The sequence below is a fragment of the Arachnia propionica genome (genome assembly GCF_003932785.1).
Lineage (GTDB): Bacteria > Actinomycetota > Actinomycetes > Propionibacteriales > Propionibacteriaceae > Arachnia > Arachnia propionica_B.
The window spans coordinates 1-22,738 of record NZ_RQYT01000039.1; the positions used below are offsets into that span (position 1 = coordinate 1).

At 67.5% G+C, this 22,738-nt stretch carries 24 protein-coding genes and 3 tRNA genes; 12 read left to right on the forward strand and 15 right to left on the reverse strand.

The features are described 5' to 3' along the window. Window positions 1–214 precede the first annotated feature (214 nt). Complete coding sequence (locus EII35_RS12610) at window positions 215–1,114, forward strand: NAD(P)H-binding protein (protein WP_125228823.1); 900 nt, start codon at window positions 215–217, stop codon at window positions 1,112–1,114. A 79-nt stretch (window positions 1,115–1,193) separates the two neighbouring features. On the opposite strand, the gene EII35_RS12615 is transcribed toward EII35_RS12610, so the two are convergent. Both EII35_RS12615 and EII35_RS12620 read right to left on the reverse strand, forming a co-directional pair. After that, a complete protein-coding gene (locus EII35_RS12615; protein ID WP_125228824.1) occupies window positions 1,194–1,637 on the reverse strand; it encodes a type II toxin-antitoxin system VapC family toxin in 444 nt (147 codons plus the stop codon). Further along, window positions 1,624–1,908, reverse strand: coding sequence for a type II toxin-antitoxin system Phd/YefM family antitoxin (locus tag EII35_RS12620; RefSeq protein ID WP_125228825.1), 285 nt, complete (start codon window positions 1,906–1,908; stop codon window positions 1,624–1,626). The genes EII35_RS12615 and EII35_RS12620 overlap by 14 nt, the downstream gene beginning before the upstream one ends. 95 nt (window positions 1,909–2,003) lie before the next feature. On the opposite strand from EII35_RS12620, the gene EII35_RS12625 reads away from it, so the two are divergent. Together EII35_RS12625 and EII35_RS12630 are read left to right on the forward strand one after the other, a co-directional pair. Next, complete coding sequence (locus EII35_RS12625) at window positions 2,004–3,551, forward strand: ABC transporter transmembrane domain-containing protein (protein WP_125228826.1); 1,548 nt, start codon at window positions 2,004–2,006, stop codon at window positions 3,549–3,551. Continuing rightward, window positions 3,544–5,277 (forward strand): ABC transporter ATP-binding protein, encoded by a 1,734-nt coding sequence (locus EII35_RS12630; RefSeq protein ID WP_125228827.1) that lies wholly within the window; start codon window positions 3,544–3,546, stop codon window positions 5,275–5,277. Before EII35_RS12625 ends, EII35_RS12630 begins: the two co-directional genes overlap by 8 nt. Before the next feature lie 76 nt (window positions 5,278–5,353). Here the strand turns inward: EII35_RS12630 and EII35_RS12635 are convergent, their stop codons facing one another. Continuing rightward, window positions 5,354–5,884 (reverse strand): YceI family protein, encoded by a 531-nt coding sequence (locus EII35_RS12635; protein ID WP_125228828.1) that lies wholly within the window; start codon window positions 5,882–5,884, stop codon window positions 5,354–5,356. Window positions 5,885–5,984: 100 nt separating this feature from the next. Here EII35_RS12635 and EII35_RS12640 point away from each other — a divergent pair, with 100 nt between their 5' ends. Continuing rightward, the gene (locus EII35_RS12640) at window positions 5,985–7,004 is read left to right on the forward strand and encodes a zinc-binding dehydrogenase (protein ID WP_125228829.1); all 1,020 of its coding nucleotides are present in this window, start codon (window positions 5,985–5,987) and stop codon (window positions 7,002–7,004) included. A gap of 65 nt (window positions 7,005–7,069) precedes the next feature. Here the strand turns inward: EII35_RS12640 and EII35_RS12645 are convergent, their stop codons facing one another. From EII35_RS12645 to EII35_RS12660, 4 genes are all read right to left on the reverse strand, one after another. After that, entirely contained in the window at window positions 7,070–7,612 is a 543-nt protein-coding gene (locus EII35_RS12645; RefSeq protein ID WP_125228830.1) for an NADPH-dependent FMN reductase, read from the reverse strand. A gap of 186 nt (window positions 7,613–7,798) precedes the next feature. Continuing rightward, window positions 7,799–8,536 (reverse strand): succinate dehydrogenase/fumarate reductase iron-sulfur subunit, encoded by a 738-nt coding sequence (locus tag EII35_RS12650; RefSeq protein WP_125228831.1) that lies wholly within the window; start codon window positions 8,534–8,536, stop codon window positions 7,799–7,801. Further along, window positions 8,533–10,491: a fumarate reductase/succinate dehydrogenase flavoprotein subunit gene (locus EII35_RS12655; protein WP_125228832.1), complete on the reverse strand. Its 1,959-nt coding sequence runs from the start codon at window positions 10,489–10,491 to the stop codon at window positions 8,533–8,535. The genes EII35_RS12650 and EII35_RS12655 overlap by 4 nt, the downstream gene beginning before the upstream one ends. After that, window positions 10,488–11,186, reverse strand: coding sequence for a succinate dehydrogenase cytochrome b subunit (locus tag EII35_RS12660; protein WP_125228833.1), 699 nt, complete (start codon window positions 11,184–11,186; stop codon window positions 10,488–10,490). Before EII35_RS12660 ends, EII35_RS12655 begins: the two co-directional genes overlap by 4 nt. 53 nt (window positions 11,187–11,239) lie before the next feature. On the opposite strand from EII35_RS12660, the gene EII35_RS16720 reads away from it, so the two are divergent. The 3 genes from EII35_RS16720 to EII35_RS12675 all read left to right on the forward strand — a co-directional run bounded on the left by EII35_RS16720 (window position 11,240) and on the right by EII35_RS12675 (window position 11,873). Beyond that, window positions 11,240–11,746: a thiol-disulfide oxidoreductase DCC family protein gene (locus EII35_RS16720; RefSeq protein ID WP_125228848.1), complete on the forward strand. Its 507-nt coding sequence runs from the start codon at window positions 11,240–11,242 to the stop codon at window positions 11,744–11,746. After that, window positions 11,709–11,781, forward strand: a tRNA-Lys gene (locus EII35_RS12670). Before EII35_RS16720 ends, EII35_RS12670 begins: the two co-directional genes overlap by 38 nt. A gap of 19 nt (window positions 11,782–11,800) precedes the next feature. Further along, window positions 11,801–11,873 (forward strand) — tRNA-Lys (locus EII35_RS12675). Between the two features lie 284 nt (window positions 11,874–12,157). On the opposite strand, the gene EII35_RS12680 is transcribed toward EII35_RS12675, so the two are convergent. Then, window positions 12,158–12,457: a DUF3618 domain-containing protein gene (locus EII35_RS12680; protein WP_185744322.1), complete on the reverse strand. Its 300-nt coding sequence runs from the start codon at window positions 12,455–12,457 to the stop codon at window positions 12,158–12,160. A 111-nt stretch (window positions 12,458–12,568) separates the two neighbouring features. Between EII35_RS12680 and EII35_RS12685 the strand changes: the two genes are divergently transcribed. The 3 genes from EII35_RS12685 to EII35_RS12695 all read left to right on the forward strand — a co-directional run bounded on the left by EII35_RS12685 (window position 12,569) and on the right by EII35_RS12695 (window position 15,949). Further along, window positions 12,569–13,048: a peroxiredoxin gene (locus EII35_RS12685; protein WP_125228835.1), complete on the forward strand. Its 480-nt coding sequence runs from the start codon at window positions 12,569–12,571 to the stop codon at window positions 13,046–13,048. Next, complete coding sequence (locus tag EII35_RS16650; protein ID WP_125228836.1) at window positions 13,041–13,703, forward strand: IMPACT family protein; 663 nt, start codon at window positions 13,041–13,043, stop codon at window positions 13,701–13,703. Before EII35_RS12685 ends, EII35_RS16650 begins: the two co-directional genes overlap by 8 nt. Window positions 13,704–13,801: 98 nt before the next feature. After that, on the forward strand, window positions 13,802–15,949 hold the full coding sequence (locus EII35_RS12695) for a right-handed parallel beta-helix repeat-containing protein (RefSeq protein WP_125228837.1): 2,148 nt from the start codon (window positions 13,802–13,804) through the stop codon (window positions 15,947–15,949). A 13-nt stretch (window positions 15,950–15,962) separates the two neighbouring features. Here the strand turns inward: EII35_RS12695 and EII35_RS12700 are convergent, their stop codons facing one another. The 5 genes from EII35_RS12700 to EII35_RS12720 form a co-directional block, all read right to left on the reverse strand. Continuing rightward, window positions 15,963–16,430 carry a DUF732 domain-containing protein gene (locus EII35_RS12700; protein ID WP_185744323.1) on the reverse strand — a complete coding sequence of 156 codons (468 nt, stop codon included), beginning with the start codon at window positions 16,428–16,430 and terminating at the stop codon, window positions 15,963–15,965. 242 nt (window positions 16,431–16,672) lie between these two features. Next, the gene (locus EII35_RS12705; RefSeq protein WP_185744324.1) at window positions 16,673–16,948 is read right to left on the reverse strand and encodes a hypothetical protein; all 276 of its coding nucleotides are present in this window, start codon (window positions 16,946–16,948) and stop codon (window positions 16,673–16,675) included. Then, the gene (locus tag EII35_RS12710; protein WP_125228839.1) at window positions 16,945–17,661 is read right to left on the reverse strand and encodes a RelA/SpoT domain-containing protein; all 717 of its coding nucleotides are present in this window, start codon (window positions 17,659–17,661) and stop codon (window positions 16,945–16,947) included. Before EII35_RS12710 ends, EII35_RS12705 begins: the two co-directional genes overlap by 4 nt. 259 nt (window positions 17,662–17,920) lie before the next feature. Next, window positions 17,921–18,002 (reverse strand) — tRNA-Leu (locus tag EII35_RS12715). 32 nt (window positions 18,003–18,034) lie between these two features. Next, window positions 18,035–19,363, reverse strand: a complete 1,329-nt coding sequence (locus EII35_RS12720) for a DNA polymerase IV (RefSeq protein WP_125228840.1) — start codon at window positions 19,361–19,363, stop codon at window positions 18,035–18,037. Window positions 19,364–19,576: 213 nt separating this feature from the next. Here EII35_RS12720 and EII35_RS12725 point away from each other — a divergent pair, with 213 nt between their 5' ends. Further along, entirely contained in the window at window positions 19,577–20,899 is a 1,323-nt protein-coding gene (locus EII35_RS12725) for a hypothetical protein (RefSeq protein WP_125228841.1), read from the forward strand. A 60-nt stretch (window positions 20,900–20,959) separates the two neighbouring features. Next, window positions 20,960–21,373, forward strand: coding sequence for a hypothetical protein (locus tag EII35_RS12730; protein WP_125228842.1), 414 nt, complete (start codon window positions 20,960–20,962; stop codon window positions 21,371–21,373). Here the strand turns inward: EII35_RS12730 and EII35_RS12735 are convergent. Both EII35_RS12735 and EII35_RS12740 read right to left on the reverse strand, forming a co-directional pair. Continuing rightward, window positions 21,356–21,850 carry a dihydrofolate reductase gene (locus EII35_RS12735; protein ID WP_125228843.1) on the reverse strand — a complete coding sequence of 165 codons (495 nt, stop codon included), beginning with the start codon at window positions 21,848–21,850 and terminating at the stop codon, window positions 21,356–21,358. The two genes, EII35_RS12730 and EII35_RS12735, sit on opposite strands and share 18 nt — an antisense overlap. A gap of 39 nt (window positions 21,851–21,889) precedes the next feature. After that, window positions 21,890–22,696, reverse strand: coding sequence for a DUF1707 SHOCT-like domain-containing protein (locus tag EII35_RS12740; RefSeq protein ID WP_125228844.1), 807 nt, complete (start codon window positions 22,694–22,696; stop codon window positions 21,890–21,892). Window positions 22,697–22,738 lie beyond the last annotated feature (42 nt).

Genomic DNA, 22,738 nt, shown 5'->3' on the forward strand with positions numbered 1-22,738 from the left:
ACCCCCGCCCACCACGAAACCATCCACTATGCTGCTACTGTCCAAGAGAAAGAACCCGCATAGGAGCGGCGCAAAACCTCAGGCGCTTCACTTTGCCATACGTGAACGGTCTCGTCGAGGCGCCCACCGCGGCCCCTGCGAGACAGGACCGTGATCGGGAGTGGCCGTATTCTGTCAGCACTGCACCACATCGCCAGTGGGAAGGACAGAATCCATGACCCAGACGGTTCTCCTCGCCGGGGCGACGGGCTACCTGGGACGATTCATCGCCGCGGAGTTGCATCGGCGTGGCCTGAAGGTGCGCGCGATCGTGCGGAACCAAAAGCGAGCCGCCAGCCCGGGGCCATGGGGCTCGCCCTCCATCGAGGGCTTCGTTGACGACTGGGCCGTCGGCGAGGTCACGAATCCTGCTTTCGTCGCCGATGTGGCTCGAGGAGCGGACTGCGTCATCTCGGCCCTGGGAGTCACCCGACAGCAGGCCGATCCCTGGGACATCGACCACCGGGCGAACCTCGCCATCCTCCGCTCAGCGGAGAGGCACGGAGCCAGGACGTTCTGCTACGTGAACGTCCTGGGAGGAGACGCATGCCCGGCGCAACTGACCCAAGCGAAGGCCGCCTTCGTCCAGGACCTGACGGAGTCAGCCGTCCCCAGCCAGATCATCAACCCAACGGGATACTTCTCGGACATGACGCAGATCCTGAGGATGGCTCAGCGGGGACGAGTCCTCATCGTGCGGCCCGAGGGACGGATCAACCCTGTCCATGGGGCGGATCTCGCGGTGTACTGCGTCGACCGCATCACCTTGGGCACAGCTGGAACATGGAACATCGGGGGCCCAGAGGTGTTCACGTGGCAGGGCCTCGCCGAGTGCGCATTCCGGGCACTCGGCCGCCCCGTGAGGACCACCAGGCTGCCACCATGGCTCCTGACAGCCGCGCCCTCACTTCTCGCCCTCTTCAGTCCCAGGAAGGCCGATGCGATGCGCTTCGTGTCGTGGAGCATGCTGCACGACTGCGTCGGTGACCCAACGGGCAGCCACACACTCCTCGACTTCTTCAAGCGACACGCCTCAGAGATCAAGGCGGACCCCCGCCACAGCAGGTCGTCCTGATCGACCAGAGATCGCCCACTGGTTCATGTTCAGCATCCGCCCCAAGGACCGATGTCCCGGATGGAACGGCGTGAACCGATCAAGGCCCTTGCACCACGGGAGTTCGGCCGGGGTCGTCGCTGACCGGGTCGAACACGACGAACCCGAGAGCGGCCGCAGCCCTGGCCATCTGCGCATCGTGAGTGACGACCGTGACGTGGGCGGCACCCAGACGCAACGCCGAGGCGACGTGCACCGAGTCGGCACTCCCCAACACCGGATCCAACGCGATGGCTTCGTCAATGAGGTCATCAGTCACGGCGACCAGCGCGAACTCATCCAGGTATTCGCAGGCAACATCTGTGGACAGCCCAGCGTTCTTGACGACCCGCAGCACCTCCAGCTCGAGCATCCTCGACCCGACGAACCTGTCACCGGCCGCATAGGCGGCCTCGAACCACTCCCGCGCCGCGACTGAGTTGTCCGCGATGGCACGCAGCAAGACCGAGGAATCAACGAACCAGGTGCGCTCAGCAGAACTCATCGAACCGGCCCCGCTCGGAGTCGAGCACAGCACCGAGGTCCGTCTCGGTGGCCACGGTCGGGAAGCGTCGAATCGAACGCGGGGTCACGCTGCGGGGAGGCCTGGCGAGACCAGTGGCCACGAGTTCATCAAGCGGGTCGCCGGAGGACTCAACCCGGGTGATGCGGTAGGCAGCGCGCCCACGGCGCAACACGATCACCTCACCATGGTCCGCCAGCCGCGTGGCCCGGGAGGGGTTCTGGTTCAGCTCAGTCAGCGTGATCGACCTCACGCAGCCAATTCTAGCATTTCATCCTATTTTGCTGGTGCGCCCTTCAAGGAGCGTGTTGGCAGCAAGGTGACGACCAGCGGGTACGGTTGTCCCTCGTGACCAGGGCCGGCCTCATCCGCGCAGTGATCGCGCCCCGATGGCTGCCGCTGGTCCTGGCCGTGGCCCTGCTGGCGGTCGCGGCCGCCGTACACATGGCGATCCCGTGGTTCCTGGGACGCATCATCGATGAAGGGTTGCTTCAGCGCGACGCCGGGGCCGTCCTCCGCTGGGGAGTTGCGTTGGCGGCGGTGTCGTTGGTCAATCCCCTGGCCTACACCCTGGGACATCGGCTGCTGGCGCTGGCGGAAGCGGATGCGCGTCGCGACATCAATCTGCGGGTGAACGACCGCGCCGCGCGTGGCGGACGTGCCGCGCCCGGCCGGAGCGTGGGTGAGACGGTCAACGTCGTCACGGGGGACAACGAGACGGTCGCGTCGGCCCTCTCCACCGTGGGCCACGGCTCGATGAACCTGCTGGCCTTCACCCTCGGGGTTGTGCTGGTGTGGACCATCAACATGTGGCTGGGCCTGGCCATCGCGGTCGGCGTGCTGGCCACCACGATGATCGCCGGCCCGCTGCTCGGCAGGCTCGAGGAGCGCTGGAACCGCTACCGACACACCCTGGCCACCACGACGGACATGGCGGCGGACACGATGAAGGGGCTTCGCGTCCTGCGGGGCCTCGGCGGCGAACAGCGGTTCCTCGACCGCTACCGGCGCCAGTCGCACGCGCTGGTGGCCGACTCGTACGCGTTGTCCAACCACAGCAGTTGGATCCAGGCCCTGCAACAGGCCATCCCATTCGTCTACATGACCGCCGTCATCTGGCTCGGGGCCCGGCTCGCCCTGGACGGCCAGATCACCGTCGGCGAACTCGGTGCGGCATTCGGCTACGCCACTGGTCTGGTGATGTACTCCGGATCCCTGCTCGGAAACGCCCACTCAATCGTCAGCATCCGGGTGGCCGCCGACCGGATCGTGCGACACCTGGCGCCCACACCTGCCACGCCGGCACCTCGACCTGCCACCCCCGACCTGCGCTCCGTGCCCGTGGCCAGGGGAAAGCTCACCGTGCTGGTCCCGGCCCGGATGGCAGACGCTGGAGAGGCCATGGCGGCATTCGCCGAGGACCACGCCGCCAGCTCCGCGCTGCTGGTCGCAGACGACGACTACCTGTTCGCGGGCACGTTGGCCGAGGTGCTCAACGTCACGCCGGGTGCCGTCGACGAGACCCTCGCGGTGGTGAGCGGCGGTGACATCGGCACCAGCATCCGGGTGAGCGAACACCAGACCGTGCTGGATCGCGGGCTCAACCTCTCCGGCGGGCAACGCCAGCGGCTCGCCGTGGCGCGCGGCATCGCCCGCAACACGGCGGTGCTCCTCCTGAACGACCCCACCTCAGCCGTTGACGCCGCCACCGAGATGGAGATCGCGCAACGCATCAAGCAGGCGCGGTCGGGCTCCACCACGATCGTGGCCACCCGGTCGCTCATCTGGCGGTCCCACGCTGACGCGGTCGTCGACCTCCGTGGCGACCCGGGGCCCTTGGCCCTGAGGTGGGTCGACCCGGCCGCCGCTCCCACCCCAGGTGGTGACGATGCCTGACAGCACCACCCTCCCCGTCGCCACCCCTCAAGCCGTCCGCCGTGCGCTCGCCAAGGTGCTCGTCCGCGAGAAGCGGGTCCTGGTGGGGATCCTGGCGCTGTACCTCGTCGCAGCGGCGGGAGGAGTTGCCATCCCGGTCGCACTGGGCTTCATCATCGACGGCATCGCTTCCGGGTGGGGCAGTTCGGACGTGGACCTCCTGTGCGCTGCACTGGTGGCGGGCATCATGGTCCAACTCGTCGCATCACGTCATGGGCTGCGCATGAGTGACCGCTACGGCGAACGAGCAGCTGCCCAGCTGCGGGAGACAACGCTGGAGCGCGCCCTCCACCTCCCCCTGGGCCTCATCGAGCAGGCGGGCCTGGGCGATGTCACCACCCGCACGACCGGCGACGTCGCTGCGGTGGCCCACGTGTTGCGACACACCGGCCCCACCGTGGTGGCTGCCCTCATCGAACTCCTCGCCCTGCTCATGGCGGCGTTCGTGGTCTCCCCGATCCTCGCTCCCCTGCTCCTGATCATGGTCGTGCCCTTGACCTGGGCGGGCAGGGTCTACACACGAAGCGCCAACCCGGCTTTCGCCCGGGAGCGAAGAGCCATGGCAGAGATCGCCGAGACGGTTTCGGCCTCTGAGGCCGGCGCACGCACGATCGCCGCCCACGGCCTCAGTGCAACACGCGAACGCATCGGCTCGGCAGCGATCGGGGAGCACCGCCGAGGCCTCGCACGGATCGTTGACCTGCAGACCTGGTTCCTCCCGACGCTGGACCTGGCGCACATCGTCCCCGTCGTCGCGGTCCTCGTCGGCGGTGGACTGTGGTCCCTCTCCAGCGGTGTCGGTGTGGGCCCCGTCGTGGCCTGCGCGATGATCGCGTACCGCGTGGCCGGCCCCGTCGAACGCGTGATGTACTCGCTCTCCGACATCCAGAGTGCCTCGGCAGCCATGGCCAGGATCGAAGGGTTGGGCACAGTCCCGGTCGAGACGCGCACCAAACGGACCGAGCACTCCCGGATCACGCTCCACGACGTCCAGTTCGGCTACGGCACCGGACCGGTCGTCCTCAGCGTCAGGGAACTCGACATTCCGCCCCGGTCCCGCGTCGTGGTCGTGGGCCGTTCGGGGAGCGGCAAGTCAACCCTGGCCCGTCTGATCGCTGGCATCGAAAGCGCCCGAGAGGGTTCGGTGCTCATCGGTGGCGTGGCAGCAGAGACACTGGAACTGGACTGCCTCCGAAGCCGCGTGGCGCTGATGACCCAGGAGGCGCACGCCTTCGACGCCTCGCTCAGGGACAACCTGACCATGCGTCACCCCGTCCCGGACACCGAGTTGCTGCGGGCACTGGAACGCGTCGGAGCCGACTGGGCCACCGACCTGGACGCCGTGGTGGGAGGCGACGGGCCACACCTGACCGCCGCCCAGAAGCAGGAACTCTCGCTCGCCAGGGCCCTCGTCGCGAACCCCGATGTGGTGATCTTCGACGAGTCCTTCTCCGCACTCGATGCGCTGGGCAAGGAGAACCCCGAGGCCGGGGTCTTCGACCTCATGCCCGACAGCACCGTGCTGGTCATCGCACACCAGCTCGACATGGTCTCTTCCGTAACCCGGATCATCATGATGGACGAGGGTCGCATCGTCCAGGACGGCACCCACGCACACCTCCTGGCCACCGAGGGCCCCTACGCACACCTGTGGCGGTCGTGGCAGGCCGAGCCAGACCCTGGGTGACGGCTGCGGCGCTGCGTGGCCACCACCCATCAAAGGCCACGACGCGGCATCCGTCAGGGCCGGTCCAGCCGCAGGATCACAGGGTCACGGCCACCTCGACGCTGACCTCGTCGCCGAGACGAAGTGCCCCCATCATGGCGCTGTACGGCTTGATCCCGAATCGGGACTGGGCGATCGATCCCGACAACCGGTGGGAGCCATCGGCCAGCCGCTGCACCTGGAAGGCCTGGGGCAGGGTCACGCCTCGGATCGTGAGCTCACCCTCGACCCGGCCCGAATCCCAGCCCCCGGACACCGCGGTCGAGACGAAGGTCACCTCAGGGTGGGTCCCGGACCCAAGGATCCTGGCGGCGTTGCTCTCGATCTTCCGCAGCCCCTCCTCGGTCAGCGGCGTGGCACCCCCGTGACCGTCGAGAGCGCGCAACGAGGTCAGATCCGCCCGTGCCCGCAGTCGGCACCCCATCGGCTGATCCGCCATCTCGACCGTCGCCTGCCACTGTTGGACCAGGATCCGCAGCGCATGCCCCATCCTCGCCATCGGACCCTCACTGGTGGTACCCAGCAGCAGCTGGCCGTCTCCCGGACCGAGTTCACGGATCGCTGTCATGGCCTCATCGTGTCACGACACCTCAACTCCACCGGAGCCACCCCACCGGTAGGGTCGAGATCAGGTGGACCCACCTGCCAACCACCGTGAGGAGACCATCATGCGTGCAGTCATCATGAGGGCACCGGGCGACGTGGTCGTCGCCGATGTGGAACGCCCCACCATCCAGGACCCGGGCGACGCCGTCATCGAGCTTGCAGCAGCCTGCATCTGCGGATCGGACCTGTGGCCCTACCGGGGCCACGACCCGGTGGAGAACCGCCCCATGGGGCACGAATACGTCGGAACCGTCGTCGAGGTCGGGGATGCGGTGACCACCGTCTCCCCGGGGGACTTCGTCGTCGGTTCCTTCTGTCTGTCCGACAACACCTGTGAGATCTGCACCTCCGGGTACCCCTCCCGCTGCATCACGGGCGGCTTCGCCAGCGGCACTCAGGCCGAGTTCGTCCGCATCCCCCTCGCAGACGGGACCCTGGTGAAGGTCCCCGGCGGCCGACCCGAGTCCGACGAGGTCCTGACGGATCTCCTCGCAGCCTCCGACGTCCTCGGCACCGGATGGTTCGGGGCACTCGCCGCCGAGGTGGGTCCGGGCCGAAGTGTCGTGGTGGTCGGTGACGGGGCGGTCGGTCTGCTGGCCGTCCTCGCCTCGCAACAGCTGGGAGCGGACCGCATCATCGCGATGTCACGTCACCCACAACGCCAGGCACTGGCCCGCGAGTTCGGCGCGACCGACATCATCGAGGAACGAGGTGCGGCAGGGGTCGCCAAGGTCCTTGAACTCACCAATGGTCTCGGAGCACACAGCGTCGTCGAGGCCGTCGGCACCCAGGAGTCCATGGAGCAGGCCATCGGGGCCTGCCGGTCGGGTGGGCACGTCGGCTTCGTCGGGGTCTCGCACGACGTGAACCTTCCCGGCTCCCTGCTCTTCGGCAAGCAGGTGCATCTGCTCGGCGGACCCGCCCCGGTCCGACGTCTGCTTCCGGATCTCATCGAACGGATCCTCGAGCGCAGGATCAGGCCGGGCAAGGTGTTCGACCTGCACCTGCCGTTGGCTGAGGCCGCGGCGGGCTACCGGGCGATGGACGAACGCCGCGCCATCAAGGTGCTGCTGCGCCCCTGAGTACGGCCTCCAAGCAACAGGGAGGGTCGAAGGAGTCCCCTCCTTCGACCCTCCCTGTCGGACGATCAGCCCTTGAGCTTGGCCACCGTCGCGGTGAGCTCCTCGAAGAGCCCCGCCAGGTCCTTGCTCTTCTGGTCGGAGGCCTGCACGGCACCATCCGCGATGTCGCGGAAGATGGACAGGGAGACCTGGGAGCGGATCGAGTACTGGTTGAAGTTGGCCAGGACGAGACGCAACTGCTCCACCGCCCTGACGCCACTGTCGGCACCCACACCGACGAAGGCCGAGGCCTTACCCCACAGCTCGCTGCCGAGCCAGTCGATCGCGTTCTTCAACCCACCCGGGATCCCGTGGTTGTACTCGGGCACGACGAAGACGAAACCATCGCAGTCGTTGACCGCGTCCGCCCAGGCCTGGATGGCCTCGGTCGGGTACTGCCGGCCGGCAGCCATGGGGTGCTTCTCCCAGTTGAACAGCGGCAGGACGTGCTCCGTGAGCGGGAGATGAACCACCTCGACACCCTCAGGAACCTGCTCCAGGACCCATCGGGTCACGACCGACGTGTTGCTTCCAGGCCGCGTGGCCCCCTCGATGATGCCAATCCTCATGGCACTCCTTTCATGTCCCCTTCACGTTATGCCCCAAACCCAAATCACCACGACGCCACGCCGTGTCGCAGCCATGGTCTCCCCGAAGGAGAGCGGGACAAGAGGGTGCCGGGACAGGCGAATCCAGCACGGTCGCCCTGGCGACCCCGATCCGAGCGTCCTCCAAAGACCTCGACCTTGGAGGGATCATCGGATCGCGGCCCGGTACACCTCACGTTGCACCGCGGCCACCGCGGACAGCGGAATACCCGCGGGGCACACCTCCACGCACTCGCCGTAGCTGGAGCACGGCCCGAATCCTGCATCCAGTTCGGTGACCATCTCGCGGGCACGGTGGGAACGCTCGACCCGTCCGTGGGGAAGCAGCGCCAGATGCGCCAGTTTCGCCCCCGCGAACAGATGGGCGGCCCCGTTGGGGCAGGCAGCAACGCAGGCCCCGCACCCGATGCAGGCGGCGAAGTCCAGTGCGAGTTCCGCATCATCGTGTCCCACGAGCATCGCATCGGCATCGGGGGCTGTCCCCGCCTGGACGTCGACGTGACCGCCTGATCGGATGAGTCGATCCAGAGCGGAGCGATCGACGATGAGGTCGCGGACGACGGGGAAGGCCGAGGACCGCAGCGGCTCGATCCGCAGCTTCGTGATCCCACCAAAGGCCCGCAGGTGCTGCCGACAGGACGGGGTGTTCGGGACCGGACCGTGCGGGATGTCGTTCACGGTCACTCCGCAGGCACCGCACGCGCCCTCCCGACAGTCCGACTCGAAGGCGATGGGTTCCCTGCCCTCTTCGAACAGTTGCTCGTTGAGCCGGTCCAGCAGTTCCAACAGGCTCATCTCAGGGGTCGCGTCGTGGATGACGTGCCGTTCCAGTCGGCCGCGATCCTCCGGTCCGTCCTGCCTCCAGATCTCCAGTTCCACCTTCATCGGTAATTCCTCACCTGCAGCTTGACAGACTGGAAGTGCAGCGGCTCGCTGTGTCTCCGGTGCGTCCCATCGGGCCGGGTCTCCCACGCGGAGACGCTGCACCAGCGGGCGTCGTCACGCGCCGCCTCCCCGTCCTCGGTGGCGTGCTCCTCACGGAAGTGGGCACCGCACGATTCGTCCCTGTCGAGCGCGTCGAGGATCATCACCTCGGCGAGTTCCAGGAAGTCGGCGACGCGTCCGGCCCGTTCCAGCTCCTGGTTCAACCGGTCGGCCCCACCGAGCACCAGCACACTGCGCCAGAACTCGTCCCGCAGCGCCCGCACATCGCTCAACGCCCGATTCAGCCCTGCCGCGGAACGCGTCACACCACACCCGTCGTAGAGGATCTCCCCGAGCCGACGATGGAACGTGGCGGGACGCGTCGTGCCACGGTTCTCGATGAACCGGGCGATCCGCTCCCGTACCGCCGTGACGGCCTCCCGCGCGGCAGGGTGATCCTCGGGGAGCACGGGCCCGGCACCGATCGCCGCAAGGTGGTTCGGCACCGACAGTGGCAGGGTGAACCACCCGTCGACGCAGGCGCTCAGCAAGGAGTTGGCCCCCAACCGGTTCGCCCCGTGGTAGTTGTTCCCCGCCTCGCCGCCGACGAACAGCCCCGGGATCGAGGTCATCTGGTCGAAGTCGCTCCACAGGCCCCCCATCGTGAAATGCGCCCCCGGCGCGATACGCATCGGCACCTCGTACGGGTTCTCGCCCGTGGCATCGGCGTACATCTCGAACAGGTTGCCGTACCGCTCCTCGATGACACGCTCCCCGAGTCGGGAGATCGCGTCCCGGAAGTCGAGGTAGACCGAGTTCCTCAACGGCCCGACCCCCCTGCCCGCGTCGATCTCGGCGCGCGCCGCCCGCGAGGCGATGTCGCGCGGCGTGAGGTTGCCGAACGCCGGATATCGACGCTCCAGGTAGTAGTCGCGCTCCTCCTCGGGAATCGCGCCGGGAGCCCGGTCATCGCCCGGCCGCACCGGCACCCAGATCCTGCCGTCGTTGCGGAGCGACTCGCTCATGAGCGTCGTCTTGGACTGCCACTGCGACGAGATGGGCAGGGCCGTCGGATGGAACTGCACGAAACTGGGGCTGGCGAACAGCGCCCCTCGACGATGCGCCCGCCAGGTGGCGGTGGCGTTGGAGTTCATGGCCAGCGTCGAGTGGAAGTAGACGCTGCCGTATCCGCCGGTGGCGAGGACCACGGCATGGCCCGTCACCGCCCGCAGCTGACCCGTCACGAGGTCCCGCACCACCACGCCCTGAGCCCTGCCATCGGCGACGATCAGGTCGAGCATCTCGGTCCTCGTGTGGAGGGTGACGCTCCCCCGTTCCACCTGCCGCAGCAGCGCCTGCGCCCCGGCGACCTGCAGCTGCTGCCCCGTCTGTCCACGCGTGTAATAGGTGCGCGACACCTGCACCCCACCGAAGGACCGGGTGGCGAGCTCTCCCCCGTACTCACGGGCGAACGGGGCGCCGATGGCGGACATGTGATCGATGACCCGGACGGACTCCTCCCCGAGCCGCCACACATCGGCCTCCCGGGCACGGAAGTCCCCGCCCTTGACGGTGTCAGTCACGAACCGGGTGAGGCTGTCGCCGTCGACCTTGCGGGCGCGCGCCGCGTTGATCCCGCCCTGGGCCGCGACGCTGTGGGCTCGACGCGGGGCGTCATGGAACGTGAAGCACTCGACCCGGTACCCCAGCTCCCCCAGGGCCGCCGCCACTCCGGAGCCGGCGAGCCCGGTCCCGACGACGATGACGGTGAAACGTTTCCGGTTCGCGGGGCTGACCAGTCGGTACTCGGCTCGTCGGCGCTGCCATGCGGTGCGGGGATCGCCGTCGGGAACCCCTCCACTCAACGGTGCCGCAGCGACGTGCTGCGGGCGGGGACGTGGACGGAAGAAACTCATGCGATCACCCCGGTCAGGACGAGCAGAGGGATGGATGCGTTGCCCACGAGGATGGCCAACGCCACCGCGCCGCCGACCAGCACCCACGCCCTGCGGAAGCGCTGCCCCGTCGCCCCGAGATCCTGCAGCAGGGTCCGCCAGCCGTGCTCCACGTGGATGGCGATCACCACCATCGCGATCGCGTAGCAGGCAGCCGCCCACGGGCGGGAGAAACTGGCGACGAGGTTCTCGTAGGCGTGGACCTGCACATCGGGATGCCGGAAGGTCTCCGCGGCCCCCGGGCCGCCGAGGGTGAGGTCACTGATGTGGAAGAGGATGAAGGCAAGGATGGCCACCCCACCGAGCAGCATGCCGCCGGCCACCCTGGGGCGATACCCCTTCAACCGACGACGATGCCGTCCCCGCGCCCGTCGAGCACGCAACCGCACAACGACAGAGGCCCAGACATGGGCGACCAGCGACACCAGGAGCACCACACGCAGCCCCCACAGCACGCTCTCCCGGGGCAGGAGGGGATACCCCACCTCCCGGAGCCAGGCGGCATAGTGGTTGAAGGCGTCAGCCCCCGCGAACACCTTGAGGTTCCCGAACAGGTGGACCACGACAAAACCGACGAAGATGATCCCCGTCACCGCCATGGTCTGTTTGAGCGCCACGTTGCTGGGCCTGCGCCTGCTCTCCTGCGTTGGAGCCATGACCCCACCCTATCGGGACACCGGGGCCTCATCCCGGCTGGCATGCTGGAAACATGACCACCTCCCCCCGGGGCGTCCTCCTCTACGACCGCGACTGCGGCTTCTGCTCCCGCTGCGTCGCCTGGACGGGGCGCCCCTGGCTGCGCACGGAGCTTCACGCGATCGCGGTCCAGGCCACCGATCCGACCGCCCTCGGCCTTGACCGCGGAGCCTGCCTGGAGGCCCTCCACGTGGTCGACCGTGGAGGCACCGTGCACGTCGGCAGCGACGCGGTGGCTGCGGCCCTACGCGCCAGCCGCCTCCCGTGGCCACTCCTCGGCCGGCTTCTCACCATGCCGGTCATCCGACGCATCGCCGCCGCCGTCTACCGCATCGTCGCCAGGAACCGCCACCGACTGCCGGGCGGCACCGACACCTGCCGCCTGGCCACGACCACACGCACGTCGGAGCCCACCCCACGAGGTCGAGTTGGCTTGGATTTTCCTTTGAGCTCCGGAACCACTATTGTTGTTCCTCGCGCAAGCACCACTAGCTCAACTGGCAGAGCAGCTGACTCTTAATCAGCGGGTTCAGGGTTCGAGTCCCTGGTGGTGTACTGGGCCCCACAGGCCCGCGCACCACTAGCTCAACTGGCAGAGCAGCTGACTCTTAATCAGCGGGTTCAGGGTTCGAGTCCCTGGTGGTGTACTGGGCCCCAAGGGTCCGCGCACCACCAGCTCAACCGGCAGAGCAGCTGACTCCCGGAGGCCCGCCTGAGGTGTGACCTGCTGCGGCCGCCACAGCTGCGTTCTCCTCCTCGAGCGCACCTCCAGTGCGCTTCTCGTCGTCCGCCTTGCTGCGCCACCCCTCTGACGTTCCTCGCGACGATCCCACCCCAGACGGCCACTCCGATCAGCGGGTTCAGGGTTCGAGTCCCTGGTGGTGTACTGCACCTGAGGAATCGGCCCCGGATCCCCCGGGGCCGTCGTCGTTCACCGCCTACGTCGACTGATCGTGGTCATGGTCAGGGCGAAGACCGCGATACCGAGGACCGCGCCCCCGAGCACCATCAACCGATCCGTGCGCCACCCGGTCTCGTCGTCGTGGAGCGGGGCCTTCAACGCACGGAACTCGCCGGCGACGAAGCTCTTCGCCTCGTTGACGGTCCGCTTGGCGACGTTCTTCGGCTTGTAGGCCTCCACGAAATCCGCCGCGGCCTCGGAGACGGCGGCCCGGTTCCGGGCCAGATCGGCACGGATCTCCTCCACGGTGCGCCCGCGTTGGTTGCTCATGGCTTCCCTTTCCACAACAGTCATCCCAAGCTTAGAGGATGCGCCCACACGGATCGGCGCGCCCGCTGCGGGAACCCGGACCCCCGACTCACCCCAAGTACACTGGCCACCATGACTGCGCGCCTGACCCCGGGCTCCGAGGCCCCCGAGTTCACGCTTCCCGACGCCACGGGCAAGGAGATTCGTCTCGCTGACTACGCCGGAGGCACCGTCATCCTCTACTTCTACCCGGCCGCGATGACTCCGGGCTGCACCACCCAGGCCGTCGACTTCACCGAGGCCCTCACCCCGTTCAAGGACGCCGGCTACCAGATCATCGGGGTGTCCCCGGACACCGTCGAGCGCCTCGCCAGGTTCACCGAGACCTCCGACGTGGGCTTCCCCCTGTTGTCCGATCCGGAACGGGGCACCCTGGAGGCCTACGGCGCCTTCGGGAAGAAGATGCTCTACGGCAAGGAGATCGAGGGTGTGCTCCGTTCCACCTTCGTCATCGATGTCGATGAGGTCGGCCGCGGCACCATCAAGGTCGCCCAGTACAACGTGAAGGCGACCGGACACGTCGCGAAGCTCCGCCGCGAACTCGGTGTCTGACCACTACCTCACCGTCGACGCGGAGGTCGGGTCCGGCGTTGACGTCGAACTCGAGATCAAGCGTTCCCGATTCCTCACCCGCCTGTTCCGCGTCACCACGGAGGCCGAGGCCCGCGCGGTCATCGAGGGACGCCGCTCCGCTTACTTCGATGCCCGCCACCACTGCTCCGCCTTCGTCCTCGGGCCGGATGGACGGACCGCACGCTCCTCCGACGACGGGGAACCCGCCGGCACGGCGGGCGTACCCATGCTGGGGGTGCTCAACGCCAACGCGCTGACGGATGTGGTGGCCGTGGTGACGCGCTACTTCGGCGGGATCAAGCTCGGCGCCGGGGGCCTGGTCCGCGCCTACTCGGACGCCGTCGCGCAGGCCATCCAGGCAGCCGGCACCCGCCGGGTGGAGCTCCGATCATTGCTTCGGATCGACGTGGACTTCGCCTCCATCGGGCACATCGAGGGGGCGCTGCGCACCATGGTGCTGCCCTCGGGTGCGGGCGTTGTCGTCGACGAGGTCGCCTGGGGTGACTGCGCCGAGGTCACCGTGGCCATCCCCGCCACCGCCCGTGACGAGTTCGACGCAGCCCTCGCCGCCCTCTCCTCCGGGGCACTCTCCGGCACGCCGATCGGTCAACGCTGGGTCGATCACCGAGGTTGACAGTGCGCGTCGGCCATCTGGCCGAAGTGACATTGCCGAGTGGCGAGCGACCCCGGCCGTCTGCTGAGAATTTCTCATGCTGAACGAGGAGTCGACAGATGCATGACCGCCCCGGACTTCTCAGTGTTCTCTCAGCCGCGGCCGCCGTCACGATGCTCCTGACGGCATGCAGCGGACAGAACACTGACGCCGGGCGTGCCGTCCCGGCCCCTCCGGAGGTCTCCCACAGCGCATCGCTCTTCCCCGAGGACGACCTGCTTCCCGCTCCCGAGCCGGATCTGGAAGAGGAGTCCCCTGCCCCCGCCCCCAGCGATGCGGGCACCCCCGATGCGGAGCCCACTGCGCCGACGGACCCAGCACCTCTTCCGCCGTCACCGCCCACGGTGGAACACAGCGCGCCGCAGGAACACTCCTCGCAGCAGCCACCTGTTCCCGGTCCCGCGCCCGTCCCGGTACCAGCCCCCGCTCAGACGGCCCACGAACCCGCACCGGTGCCCACGCCCGCACCGATCCCAGAGGACCCCGCGCCAGCACCCACGACTCCGCCATCCGCCCCGACCCCTGCGGATCCCCCGCCCTCGCCGGCACCAGCACCGTCGGCCCCCGCTGGGGTACCTGTCGGACCCTCCCTGGAGGCCTTCCTCGAGGCATCCGGCCTGACCGAGGCCCACGCCAGGGGCGAGGTGCCCGTGGTCTCCTCCGTCGCGGAGGCCCGCTCCCTCACCAACGCCGCTGAGCACGTCGTCGTGAGCGACGGCACCTCGCACGTCGTGTTCGACAAGGGCGCGGCCTCCGAGGTCACCCAGACGTTCGGCGGCGAGTCCTACGGGGCGAGATTCCAGGACTCGGTCGAGTTGATCGCCTGGGACATCCCGTCCGACGCCGGGGACACGCTCAACTCCGCCGCCGCACTCGCGGCCACTCAGGGCAAGCCGTTGGCGCTCGCCCCGTCCCAGACCTACAGCTACAGCGGCACCGTGAAGCTCCCCCGCAACATGAAGGGGATCGAGGGGCGGGGGGCGACACTGACCCCCACCGGAAAGGGCGACGCGAAGCGGCCCGTCGCCGCCCTGCAACTGGAGACCCAGTCCTCCGACATGTCACTCAGGGACTTCACACTCGACATGGGGGACACGACCTTCGGGATCGGCATCCTCGGCAACTCGGTCAAGGACGTCTCGATCCAGCGCGTGAACATCGACAGGGCGAACCACCGAGGGATCCAGTTCTCGGCCAGCGTCTCGGACGTCGAGAACATCCGCATCGAGGACAGCCGCATCGACAATGTCACGGGGGACGCCCACAACAAGGGCGTGGTGAACTCCATCGTGATCGAGGCGGCCCAGGAGAAGGAGACCACCTACAACCTCACCTCGCCGTACTGGGACCGCTACACCCACACCGGGTCCATCAACCCGCAGCGGCTCCACGCCCGCAACATCCAGATCAGGAACAACAACATCTCGGGCGGCTACTACGGGATCTCCTTCTCTGGCGTGTCCCAGAGCACCATCTCGGGCAACACCATCACGATGAACATGCGCAACATCTCGATGCAGAACAACAGCTCGGGGAACACGGTGGAGAGCAACCAGCTGCTGGAGGGCGGCTCCTCCGGGGTGACCATCGGTTACAACTCCGACGACAACGTCCTGCGCAACAACACCGTCGTGTCCGGGCGTGCCAGTCGGCAGGCCCTGCTCCAGGCCTACCAGGCCAGCGACAACAACCAGTTCCTCAACAACTCCATCACCATCACGGGCGACGGCAACCCGCAGTGGATGATGTACGCGGGAACGGATTCCCATGGCACCGTGTTCTCGGGCAACACCCTCAAGGGCCGCGCCCGAAAGGCGGCGATCGGCGTCGAATCCGTGTGGGACGGTGCCTCCATCCTCAGCCGGGGGAACAATCCGTACAGCTACATGAGCAGCGGCTACATCCAGTCACCCGTCGACAACAAGAAGGTCACGTACAACGGCGGCTTCGGCCCCCTCCGTGGCGTCACCATCACCGGGAACTCCTTCCAGACCACCAACGGGAGCGCACCACTGGTGTACGTCGGGGCCGACGTCTCCCGGGGCCGCACCGGGGATCGGAGGATCATCGGCGACGTCACGGACCTCACCGTCTCCGGCAACACCGCTTCCGGGGCGTACTCGGAGAAGGTCATCGTGCACGAGGGCACCATCGACGGGGTCGGCGAGGCCAAGGTCCATTTCAAGGATTCGAGCTTCGGCCCGTAACCCCTCCGTCCACTCAGGACAGCTGCTGGTACTCCTCCGCGATGCGGGCCTGCTCGTCCATGCACAGGACCTCGCTGGCGGCGACGGCCAGCAGCTGATAGGACTTCTCATCCATGGCGGCGAGGTCGGTGTCCGCACGGCCCGCCACGACCTCCTTCAGGGAACGCCCCTCCTTGAAGGCCGCGCACACGTGGTGTCCGGCGACGGTCAGCTGCTCGTCGGTGGCGGAGCCCCGCTCCACCCCGGCCATTTCCACCATGCCGATGAAGGCGGGCACGGGATCGCCCTCCAGATCCGGGGCGGGCATGGTCGCGGTCTCGTCGGGGGCCGGCGGCTCCGACTGGAGGTTCTCCGTCGTCACCTCCTGGGTGGTTTCCACCATGGAGGAGGACTCCGAGGCCCCGGGGGCGGGGCTGGGTCCGGAACAGGCCGCCAGGGAGATGAGGGCGAGGACGGCAACAGGGGCGAGAAGTCGAGTCACTGGATTCTCCGTTCGTTGCCCACAAGTATATTCACCAAAACTGGCCGATGGGATGGCGAACCCACGCATCCTCGACGGTGCCGAGGACAGGGGCTCGAACCTCCACGCCCCAGGGGCACCGGTCCGCTCCTCGCGCAGCCTGCCCCTCCGGTGGATCGCCCCTCCGTCTTGTCCGAACGGTCGCGAAGTCGGTACGAAGAACGTCCCCTCGCCTGACGCGAGGGGACGTTCTTCATGTCTGCTCAGTCGATGGTGACTCCGGCATCCTCCATCACCGACCGCAGGTACTGTTCCAGGTCCTCCAAGCCGTTGCGGAAGTAGGAGGCATGGGTGACCTTGACGGTCTCGATGGAGTCAGAACCGACGAGAACAATGTCGTAGCGCGAGTTGCCCAAGTGCTCTCGCTCGAGGCGCTGGTACTCCTCGATGGCTTCGCCCATGTTCGTGCCGAAGTCGCGCTGCTCGATCAGGTGTCCCACCTCTCGGTCGAACACGAGCAGGAAGTGCTTGATGCTCATCTCGTCAGTCTGCCTTCCAACATCTCGACCCAAGCCCTCTTCAGGTCCGCGTCCGTCACGGGGGAGGGTAGCCCCATTTCTGTGGCCTCCACTCTACGCGACCACAGAAGGGCCCACCGGTGGAACGCAGTATAGCCGTCGTGCTTGTGGTTCACCCCGAGGATGCTCGAAGCTCGCTCCACCATGTCCGCCCACGCATGCATGGGCTGTGTCCTGAGCTGCACCTCCACGGGACGGGTCACGCCCTTCGACGTGTAGGTGCAGATGAGGTGGATGGCGCGGTAACCGCTCTGTCTGGGCTCAGTCACGTAGTCGATCACCTCGACGCCTTGCCTGTGCCGCTTCTTGACGACCTCTTCCTGGAGGCGGTACAGCTCGCTGAGAGTGCTGACGACCAGCCGGACCCCGGCGATGTCACGCATCCTGGCCAGATTCATCTGAGACTCATAGCCGGTCAGCTTCGCGATGATGGTCTCCATCCGCTTCAGGCGTTGCGTGACCTGGACCTCGACCCCGACACCACGGGCGTAGCGACGCATCCCGTTGTTCGCGTTCAGCATCGGCCCGGTGTGGGTCTGTCGGTGTCGCTCGATGACCTCCTGGCACGGCCCGAGCTCCTCCCACGGCAATTCTCTTCGGAAGATTCTGCGGAGCTTCTTGCCCACCTTCTCCACCTGGCTGCGAGACGGCGGCTCGAAGCCCAAGCCACTCACCTGGGCCCCCAGGCATCGCCCTGGCCCAGGACACGCTTGTCATCAGCAGCACACTCTGTCCAGATCGCTTCGGCCAGAGCCTGACCCGCGCTGTCGACAGTGACACCGTTCATACAAGGAACTGTATCCCCTCGGCCTGTCAAGGGTTGAGCCATTTCTTCAGCCATTCTCTAGACATCTGACAGTCACCTGCCGGGTCGTCCGATGCCGCGAGCCTCTCACCCTTGATGAGGCCCGACCAGGTAGTTTGCCTGGTCGGTGCCGAAGAAGGGACTCGAACCCTCACGCCCTGGGGCACAGGAACCTAAATCCTGCGTGTCTGCCAGTTTCACCACTTCGGCCTGCTCCACCGCGTGGTGCAGCAGCCCTCACTCTAGCCAACCACGATGTCCGGCAGATCCAGGAGGTCGCTTGCCGGGCGCAGGGCGGGATCGTCGTCCCGGAAGGTCCTCACCGGGCCGGGACCCGTGAGTCTGGTCTCGAAACGGACCGTGATCCTCCCGAGCCCCGCACCCCAGACCCATCCCCGGCCGTGCTCGTCATGGACCACGTCGGCCCCCGGGAAGAAGCCTCGCCCCCGCACCCCCGACGTGTCCGGGGCCACCTCCGTTCGCGTCTCGACGAGCGGCACCTCGGTCTCCTCGTCGAAAAGACGTTCCTGCGCGGCCCGGGTGAAGTTGCTGACCCCGATGCCGATGAGCCGGACCCCGTGGAGCACGTCCACCTCCCCCAGCAGTTCCTCCCCGACAGCCGCGATGACCTCGGCACGGTCCGTCGCCCCACCGAGCGAACGCGCCTTGGTGATGGTGGTGAAGTCCGCCAGCCGCACCTTGATCGACACCGTCCGGGCAAAGAACCCGGCCTTCACCAGCCGCCCCGCCACGGCCCCCGCGTCGCGACGGAGGATGCCCACGAGCTGGGCGCGATCCGTCAGGTCCGTCGGGAAGGTGTCCTCCGTTGAGATCGACTTCGCCTCCCGCTCCGGCGCAACCGGCCGGTCGTCGCGGGCGTGGGCGAGCTCGTGCAGGGATTCACCGACCGCCTTCCCGAGTTCCCTCACCAGCACCCGAGGGTCGGCATCACGCAGCTCCGCGACGGTGGACAGCCCAAGGGTGAGCAGTTTCTCCTCCGTGACGGGACCCACCCCGGGGATGGCGCGGACCGGCAGCGGCGAGATGAAGCCCAACTCCTCCCCTGGGAGGACGATGCGGCTGCCATCGGGTTTGCCGGCCTCGGACCCCAGCTTGGCCACCAGCCGACTGGACCCCACCCCGACCGATGCCGTGAGGCCCGCCGTGCGCCGAGTGAGTTCCGCCCTGAGTTCGGCGACGTGCCGATCCAACCGGGTGAGGTCCCAATCGCTGACGGCCAGGTCGACATAGGCCTCGTCGAAGCTGAGCGGTTCGACCAGCGGGGAGATCTCGCGCAGCAGCCCCATCACGGCGTCGGAGGACTGTCGGTAGGCGTGGAACCGCCCACCCAGGAAGGCGGCGTGCGGGCACCGTCGCCGGGCCTCGGTGCCGGACATGGCCGAACGCACCCCGAAGGCCCGGGCCTCGTAGCTGGCGGTCGCGACGACCCCTCTTGGCCCAGCCCCGCCCACCACCACCGGTTTCCCGCGGAGGCTCGGCTTGTCGCGCTGCTCGACCGCGGCGAAGAAGGCATCCAGGTCCAGGTGGAGGATGCTCGGTGTCGGGCGCATGCATTCAGGCTACGAGATTCTCCGGGAGCCTCGACCCTCCACTCGCCCAACCGAACGGCCGACAGCAGGAATGATCTCGGATAACGCCAGATCCACCTTTTTCATGGATCTCCGCCCAGAACTGACACAACGGCCGACTTCCCCATGATGGAACCGCTCTCACGGCGTTCATAGGCTGGCGATGTCCATCCCCTACATTCGAAGGAGTCATTGATGAACGGAGAACAGGGTCATGGCCGAATCTCCAGGCGCTCGCTGGGCGTTCTGGGGCTGACGACCGCCGTGCTGGGAGGGGCCGCCTCCTTCGCACACGCAACAACGACCACCACAGACAACCGACTCGTGACCGCCTTGAAGTTGCGCCTCGACTCCCCCGAGTACGCGCGACTCTACGGCCCAGGAACCGCGACGATCACCTCACTGGCCAACATGGTCGTCGGCATCCCGTCGACGCATGAATACGTCGCCTCATACCGGTTCCGCTCCCTCGTAGCGGGGCGCCTCGACCGGATCCAGCTCTACTGGGCGGCAGGGACCGGATACTCGAAGGGCAATGGCGGTCGAATCCGCATCCGGGTGCTGCCTGACGACGGGTCGGCGGACCATCTACCCAAGCTGGGCGCCTCGCCCTTGGCGGAAACCGTCTTCACCCCCAGGCTGAACGGCAAGCCCTCATCCGTGCTCGATCCGCTGAGCTTCACCACCAGCACGGGGGAGCTGGCCAAGGGTGAGTTGTACCACGTGGTATTCGACAACCTGGACCCGAACCCGGCAGCCAACTACATCAGCGTGGACACCCAGAGTGTCCCCACCCAGGTCGGGCGGCCGATGCGTTGGATCAACGACACCGACTGGTCAGCCCTCATGGGGACCCGGAAGGCACGCACCTCCGGGAACTACACCTGGAAGAACCTTTCGGTCACCGGCTCCGGGCAGAAACTCTTCTGCCCGATCATGCAGCTCACCACCGTCGACGGTGCCACCCAGGGCTGCTCGGACATCGAGTCCGGCAGCGTCGTGAGCCGCCCCGACGGCAAGAAGGACGTCCGCGTCCACCGTGCCACCGCGGGACGACCCGTTCGGGAACTGTTCACCCCCAGCAGCACGAAGCGGGTGACGGGTCTGTCCGTCGCCACCGTCGCGGAACGGCCAGGCTCCCTGCAGTGGCGGATCACCCGTGACGACAAGGAACTCGCCTCGGGCCGGATCACCCAGGCGACGGCCAACTTCGCAACGTTCACGCGAGGCAAGTCGAATCTGGCGAACCATGTCTGGTACGACGTGCCACTGCCGAAGGAGATCACCCTGGAGGCCGGAGGGAGCTACGGAATCGAGTTCGCCCCCGAGGGATCCAGCCAGTGGGTCTTCTGCGGCCACATCAACGGCGCCTCCTACGGCTTCTCGATGCCGGCCGCCTTCACGGAGTCGAACGCCCAGCACTGGACGGGCAGCGCGTGGGTGAACACGAATTTCCGTGATCTCACCAAGCCGCGGAAGGACACGAACTGGCCGGTGGTGCTTCACTTGGCTCCATGATTCAGCAGCGGTGGAGGGCGGAGCAGCGGCAGCTCCCCTTTGTTCGGCCACGGGTCGCTCGTGCTCGCCGACCGCTCCGCCCTCGCCCACAGCCAGTGGTCCACGTGGCGTCCCCTGTGCGACTCCCACGTGGACCATCTGCTGCGTTACAACCCCGAGACATGGATGGATGTGGACACCCTCATCCCGACACTCGACCTGCCGGGCCGGCGGATCCGCTGCGGGGGGACGGCCTGGGAGGGTGATCTCTTCGTCGCCGCGGAGGATCCGACGGACGGTGGCCTCCTGTGGGCCCTGTGCCTCGACTGGGCCGAGGAGCCGCACAGTGTGCGAGTCGACGGGGATCTCCTCGTCGTCACGATGCGCTGGCCCGCCGGGGACATCCTCATCCCCCTGCACGAGGTGCGATTCCCCCTCGACCCCGACTTCCGGATCAGATTCCGACGCGAGGAGGGCTCACCCGGCGATGGCTGAGGTGGGCCGGGGAGTGGGCCGGTACTGGACGAAGTCGAAGCCTTCGTGGATCTCCCGGCTGATCTCGGTCCATTCGTGGGCTGAGACGACGGGGAAGGTCGTCGCCCCCTCCGGGCTCTGGTGGACGTGGGTGATGTCGAGTTCCGTGAGATAGGGCCAGGCGGCGGCGTAGATCTCCCCACCGCCCCCGACGTAGCACACCTTCTCCGGGGTGGTGGCGGCCAGTTCCAGCGCCTCCTCGATGGAGTGGGCCACCTCGACGCCCTCATCGCGCCAGTCGCGGTCCCGGGTCACGACGATGATGCGCCGGTTGGGCAGCAGCCCGATCTGTTCGTGGGTGCGACGGCCGAAGATGAGGGTGTTGCCGGTGGTGACGGCCTTGAAGCGTCGGAAATCCGCGGGAATGTGCCAGAGCATGTCCTCCCCCGAACCGATCACCCCGTTGTCCGCCACGGCTGCGATGGCCACGATCCTCATGTCACCCTCCTGAATCCTCGACACCCCACGAAGCGTAGGTCATCCGTCATGGACGTCGATGATCCGTTCCGTCAGGGCATCGATGAGAGCCACACGGCGACGTTCGCCCTCCAGGAAGGTCACCCGAACGGTGCTGCCCTCCCCCGCGCCACGCAGATCGATGCGTTCGATCCTCGTCGTTCCCGGCCACGTCTGCTCCACCAGACGGGTCATGCGCTGGATGAGTTGCCCACCAATCACCTCATACACGGAGAAACCAAGATTCTCCTCCCCCAACAGCCACGCCGTCGAGTGGAGGGCGCCGTCGACGGTCCGGATCTCCCACAGCGACCCGTCGAGGTACCTCACCTCCCCTTCGACCAGCCCCGGCTCGACGGTCAACCGATACACCTCCGACACACCTGCCGCTTCCAGATCGTTGGCGAACCGCGGCCAGTCCTCCCAGGATGCGGGCGGCCGGATGGTGTCCACGCCGGCGACCGACGGCAGATCCGGGATCTCCACATGCGGCCCCGAGTGCGATGCGTACGGGGCCATACCGAGCGCCCCCATGCCGATGACCGCGAGGCCCGCGAACCCTGCGGCAGCGATCAACCATCGGCGGGACCGGTGCGGACGGGCCGCCGGTTGGGGCAGCGGCGGATCATCGGGAACGACGAAGGGGTTCTCGCGGCTGACCACCAACCCTTGCAGGGCGTCCCGGCACTCCCCGTGGGTGACGGCCGCGAGGATGCGATCCTGCCGAAGCCGGAACTCCTCGTCGGTGAGGCGCCCCTCGGCATAGTTCTGTGACAGCACGTCGAGGTAGACATCGCGTTCCTTGAAGGAGACGTGCAGGTTGCTCATGAAGGCATGATGGGGCAATGCGCCGACGATGTCCACGCCCCC

Bases quoted from the DNA above. Each gene is read 5' to 3' on its own strand.
- EII35_RS16720 (WP_125228848.1), top strand. From the start codon at position 11,240: ATGACCACCTCCCCCCGGGGCGTCCTCCTCTACGACCGCGACTGCGGC.
- EII35_RS12630 (WP_125228827.1), top strand. From the start codon at position 3,544: ATGCCTGACAGCACCACCCTCCCCGTCGCCACCCCTCAAGCCGTCCGC.
- EII35_RS12635 (WP_125228828.1), bottom strand. From the start codon at position 5,884: ATGACAGCGATCCGTGAACTCGGTCCGGGAGACGGCCAGCTGCTGCTG.
- EII35_RS12655 (WP_125228832.1), bottom strand. From the start codon at position 10,491: ATGAGTTTCTTCCGTCCACGTCCCCGCCCGCAGCACGTCGCTGCGGCA.
- EII35_RS12720 (WP_125228840.1), bottom strand. From the start codon at position 19,363: ATGCGCCCGACACCGAGCATCCTCCACCTGGACCTGGATGCCTTCTTC.
- EII35_RS12695 (WP_125228837.1), top strand. From the start codon at position 13,802: ATGCATGACCGCCCCGGACTTCTCAGTGTTCTCTCAGCCGCGGCCGCC.
- EII35_RS12705 (WP_185744324.1), bottom strand. From the start codon at position 16,948: ATGAGCATCAAGCACTTCCTGCTCGTGTTCGACCGAGAGGTGGGACAC.
- EII35_RS12725 (WP_125228841.1), top strand. From the start codon at position 19,577: ATGAACGGAGAACAGGGTCATGGCCGAATCTCCAGGCGCTCGCTGGGC.
- EII35_RS12685 (WP_125228835.1), top strand. From the start codon at position 12,569: ATGACTGCGCGCCTGACCCCGGGCTCCGAGGCCCCCGAGTTCACGCTT.
- EII35_RS12610 (WP_125228823.1), top strand. From the start codon at position 215: ATGACCCAGACGGTTCTCCTCGCCGGGGCGACGGGCTACCTGGGACGA.
- EII35_RS12645 (WP_125228830.1), bottom strand. From the start codon at position 7,612: ATGAGGATTGGCATCATCGAGGGGGCCACGCGGCCTGGAAGCAACACG.
- EII35_RS12660 (WP_125228833.1), bottom strand. From the start codon at position 11,186: ATGGCTCCAACGCAGGAGAGCAGGCGCAGGCCCAGCAACGTGGCGCTC.
- EII35_RS12640 (WP_125228829.1), top strand. From the start codon at position 5,985: ATGCGTGCAGTCATCATGAGGGCACCGGGCGACGTGGTCGTCGCCGAT.
- EII35_RS12740 (WP_125228844.1), bottom strand. From the start codon at position 22,696: ATGAGCAACCTGCACGTCTCCTTCAAGGAACGCGATGTCTACCTCGAC.
- EII35_RS12680 (WP_185744322.1), bottom strand. From the start codon at position 12,457: ATGAGCAACCAACGCGGGCGCACCGTGGAGGAGATCCGTGCCGATCTG.
- EII35_RS12615 (WP_125228824.1), bottom strand. From the start codon at position 1,637: ATGAGTTCTGCTGAGCGCACCTGGTTCGTTGATTCCTCGGTCTTGCTG.
- EII35_RS12735 (WP_125228843.1), bottom strand. From the start codon at position 21,850: ATGAGGATCGTGGCCATCGCAGCCGTGGCGGACAACGGGGTGATCGGT.
- EII35_RS12650 (WP_125228831.1), bottom strand. From the start codon at position 8,536: ATGAAGGTGGAACTGGAGATCTGGAGGCAGGACGGACCGGAGGATCGC.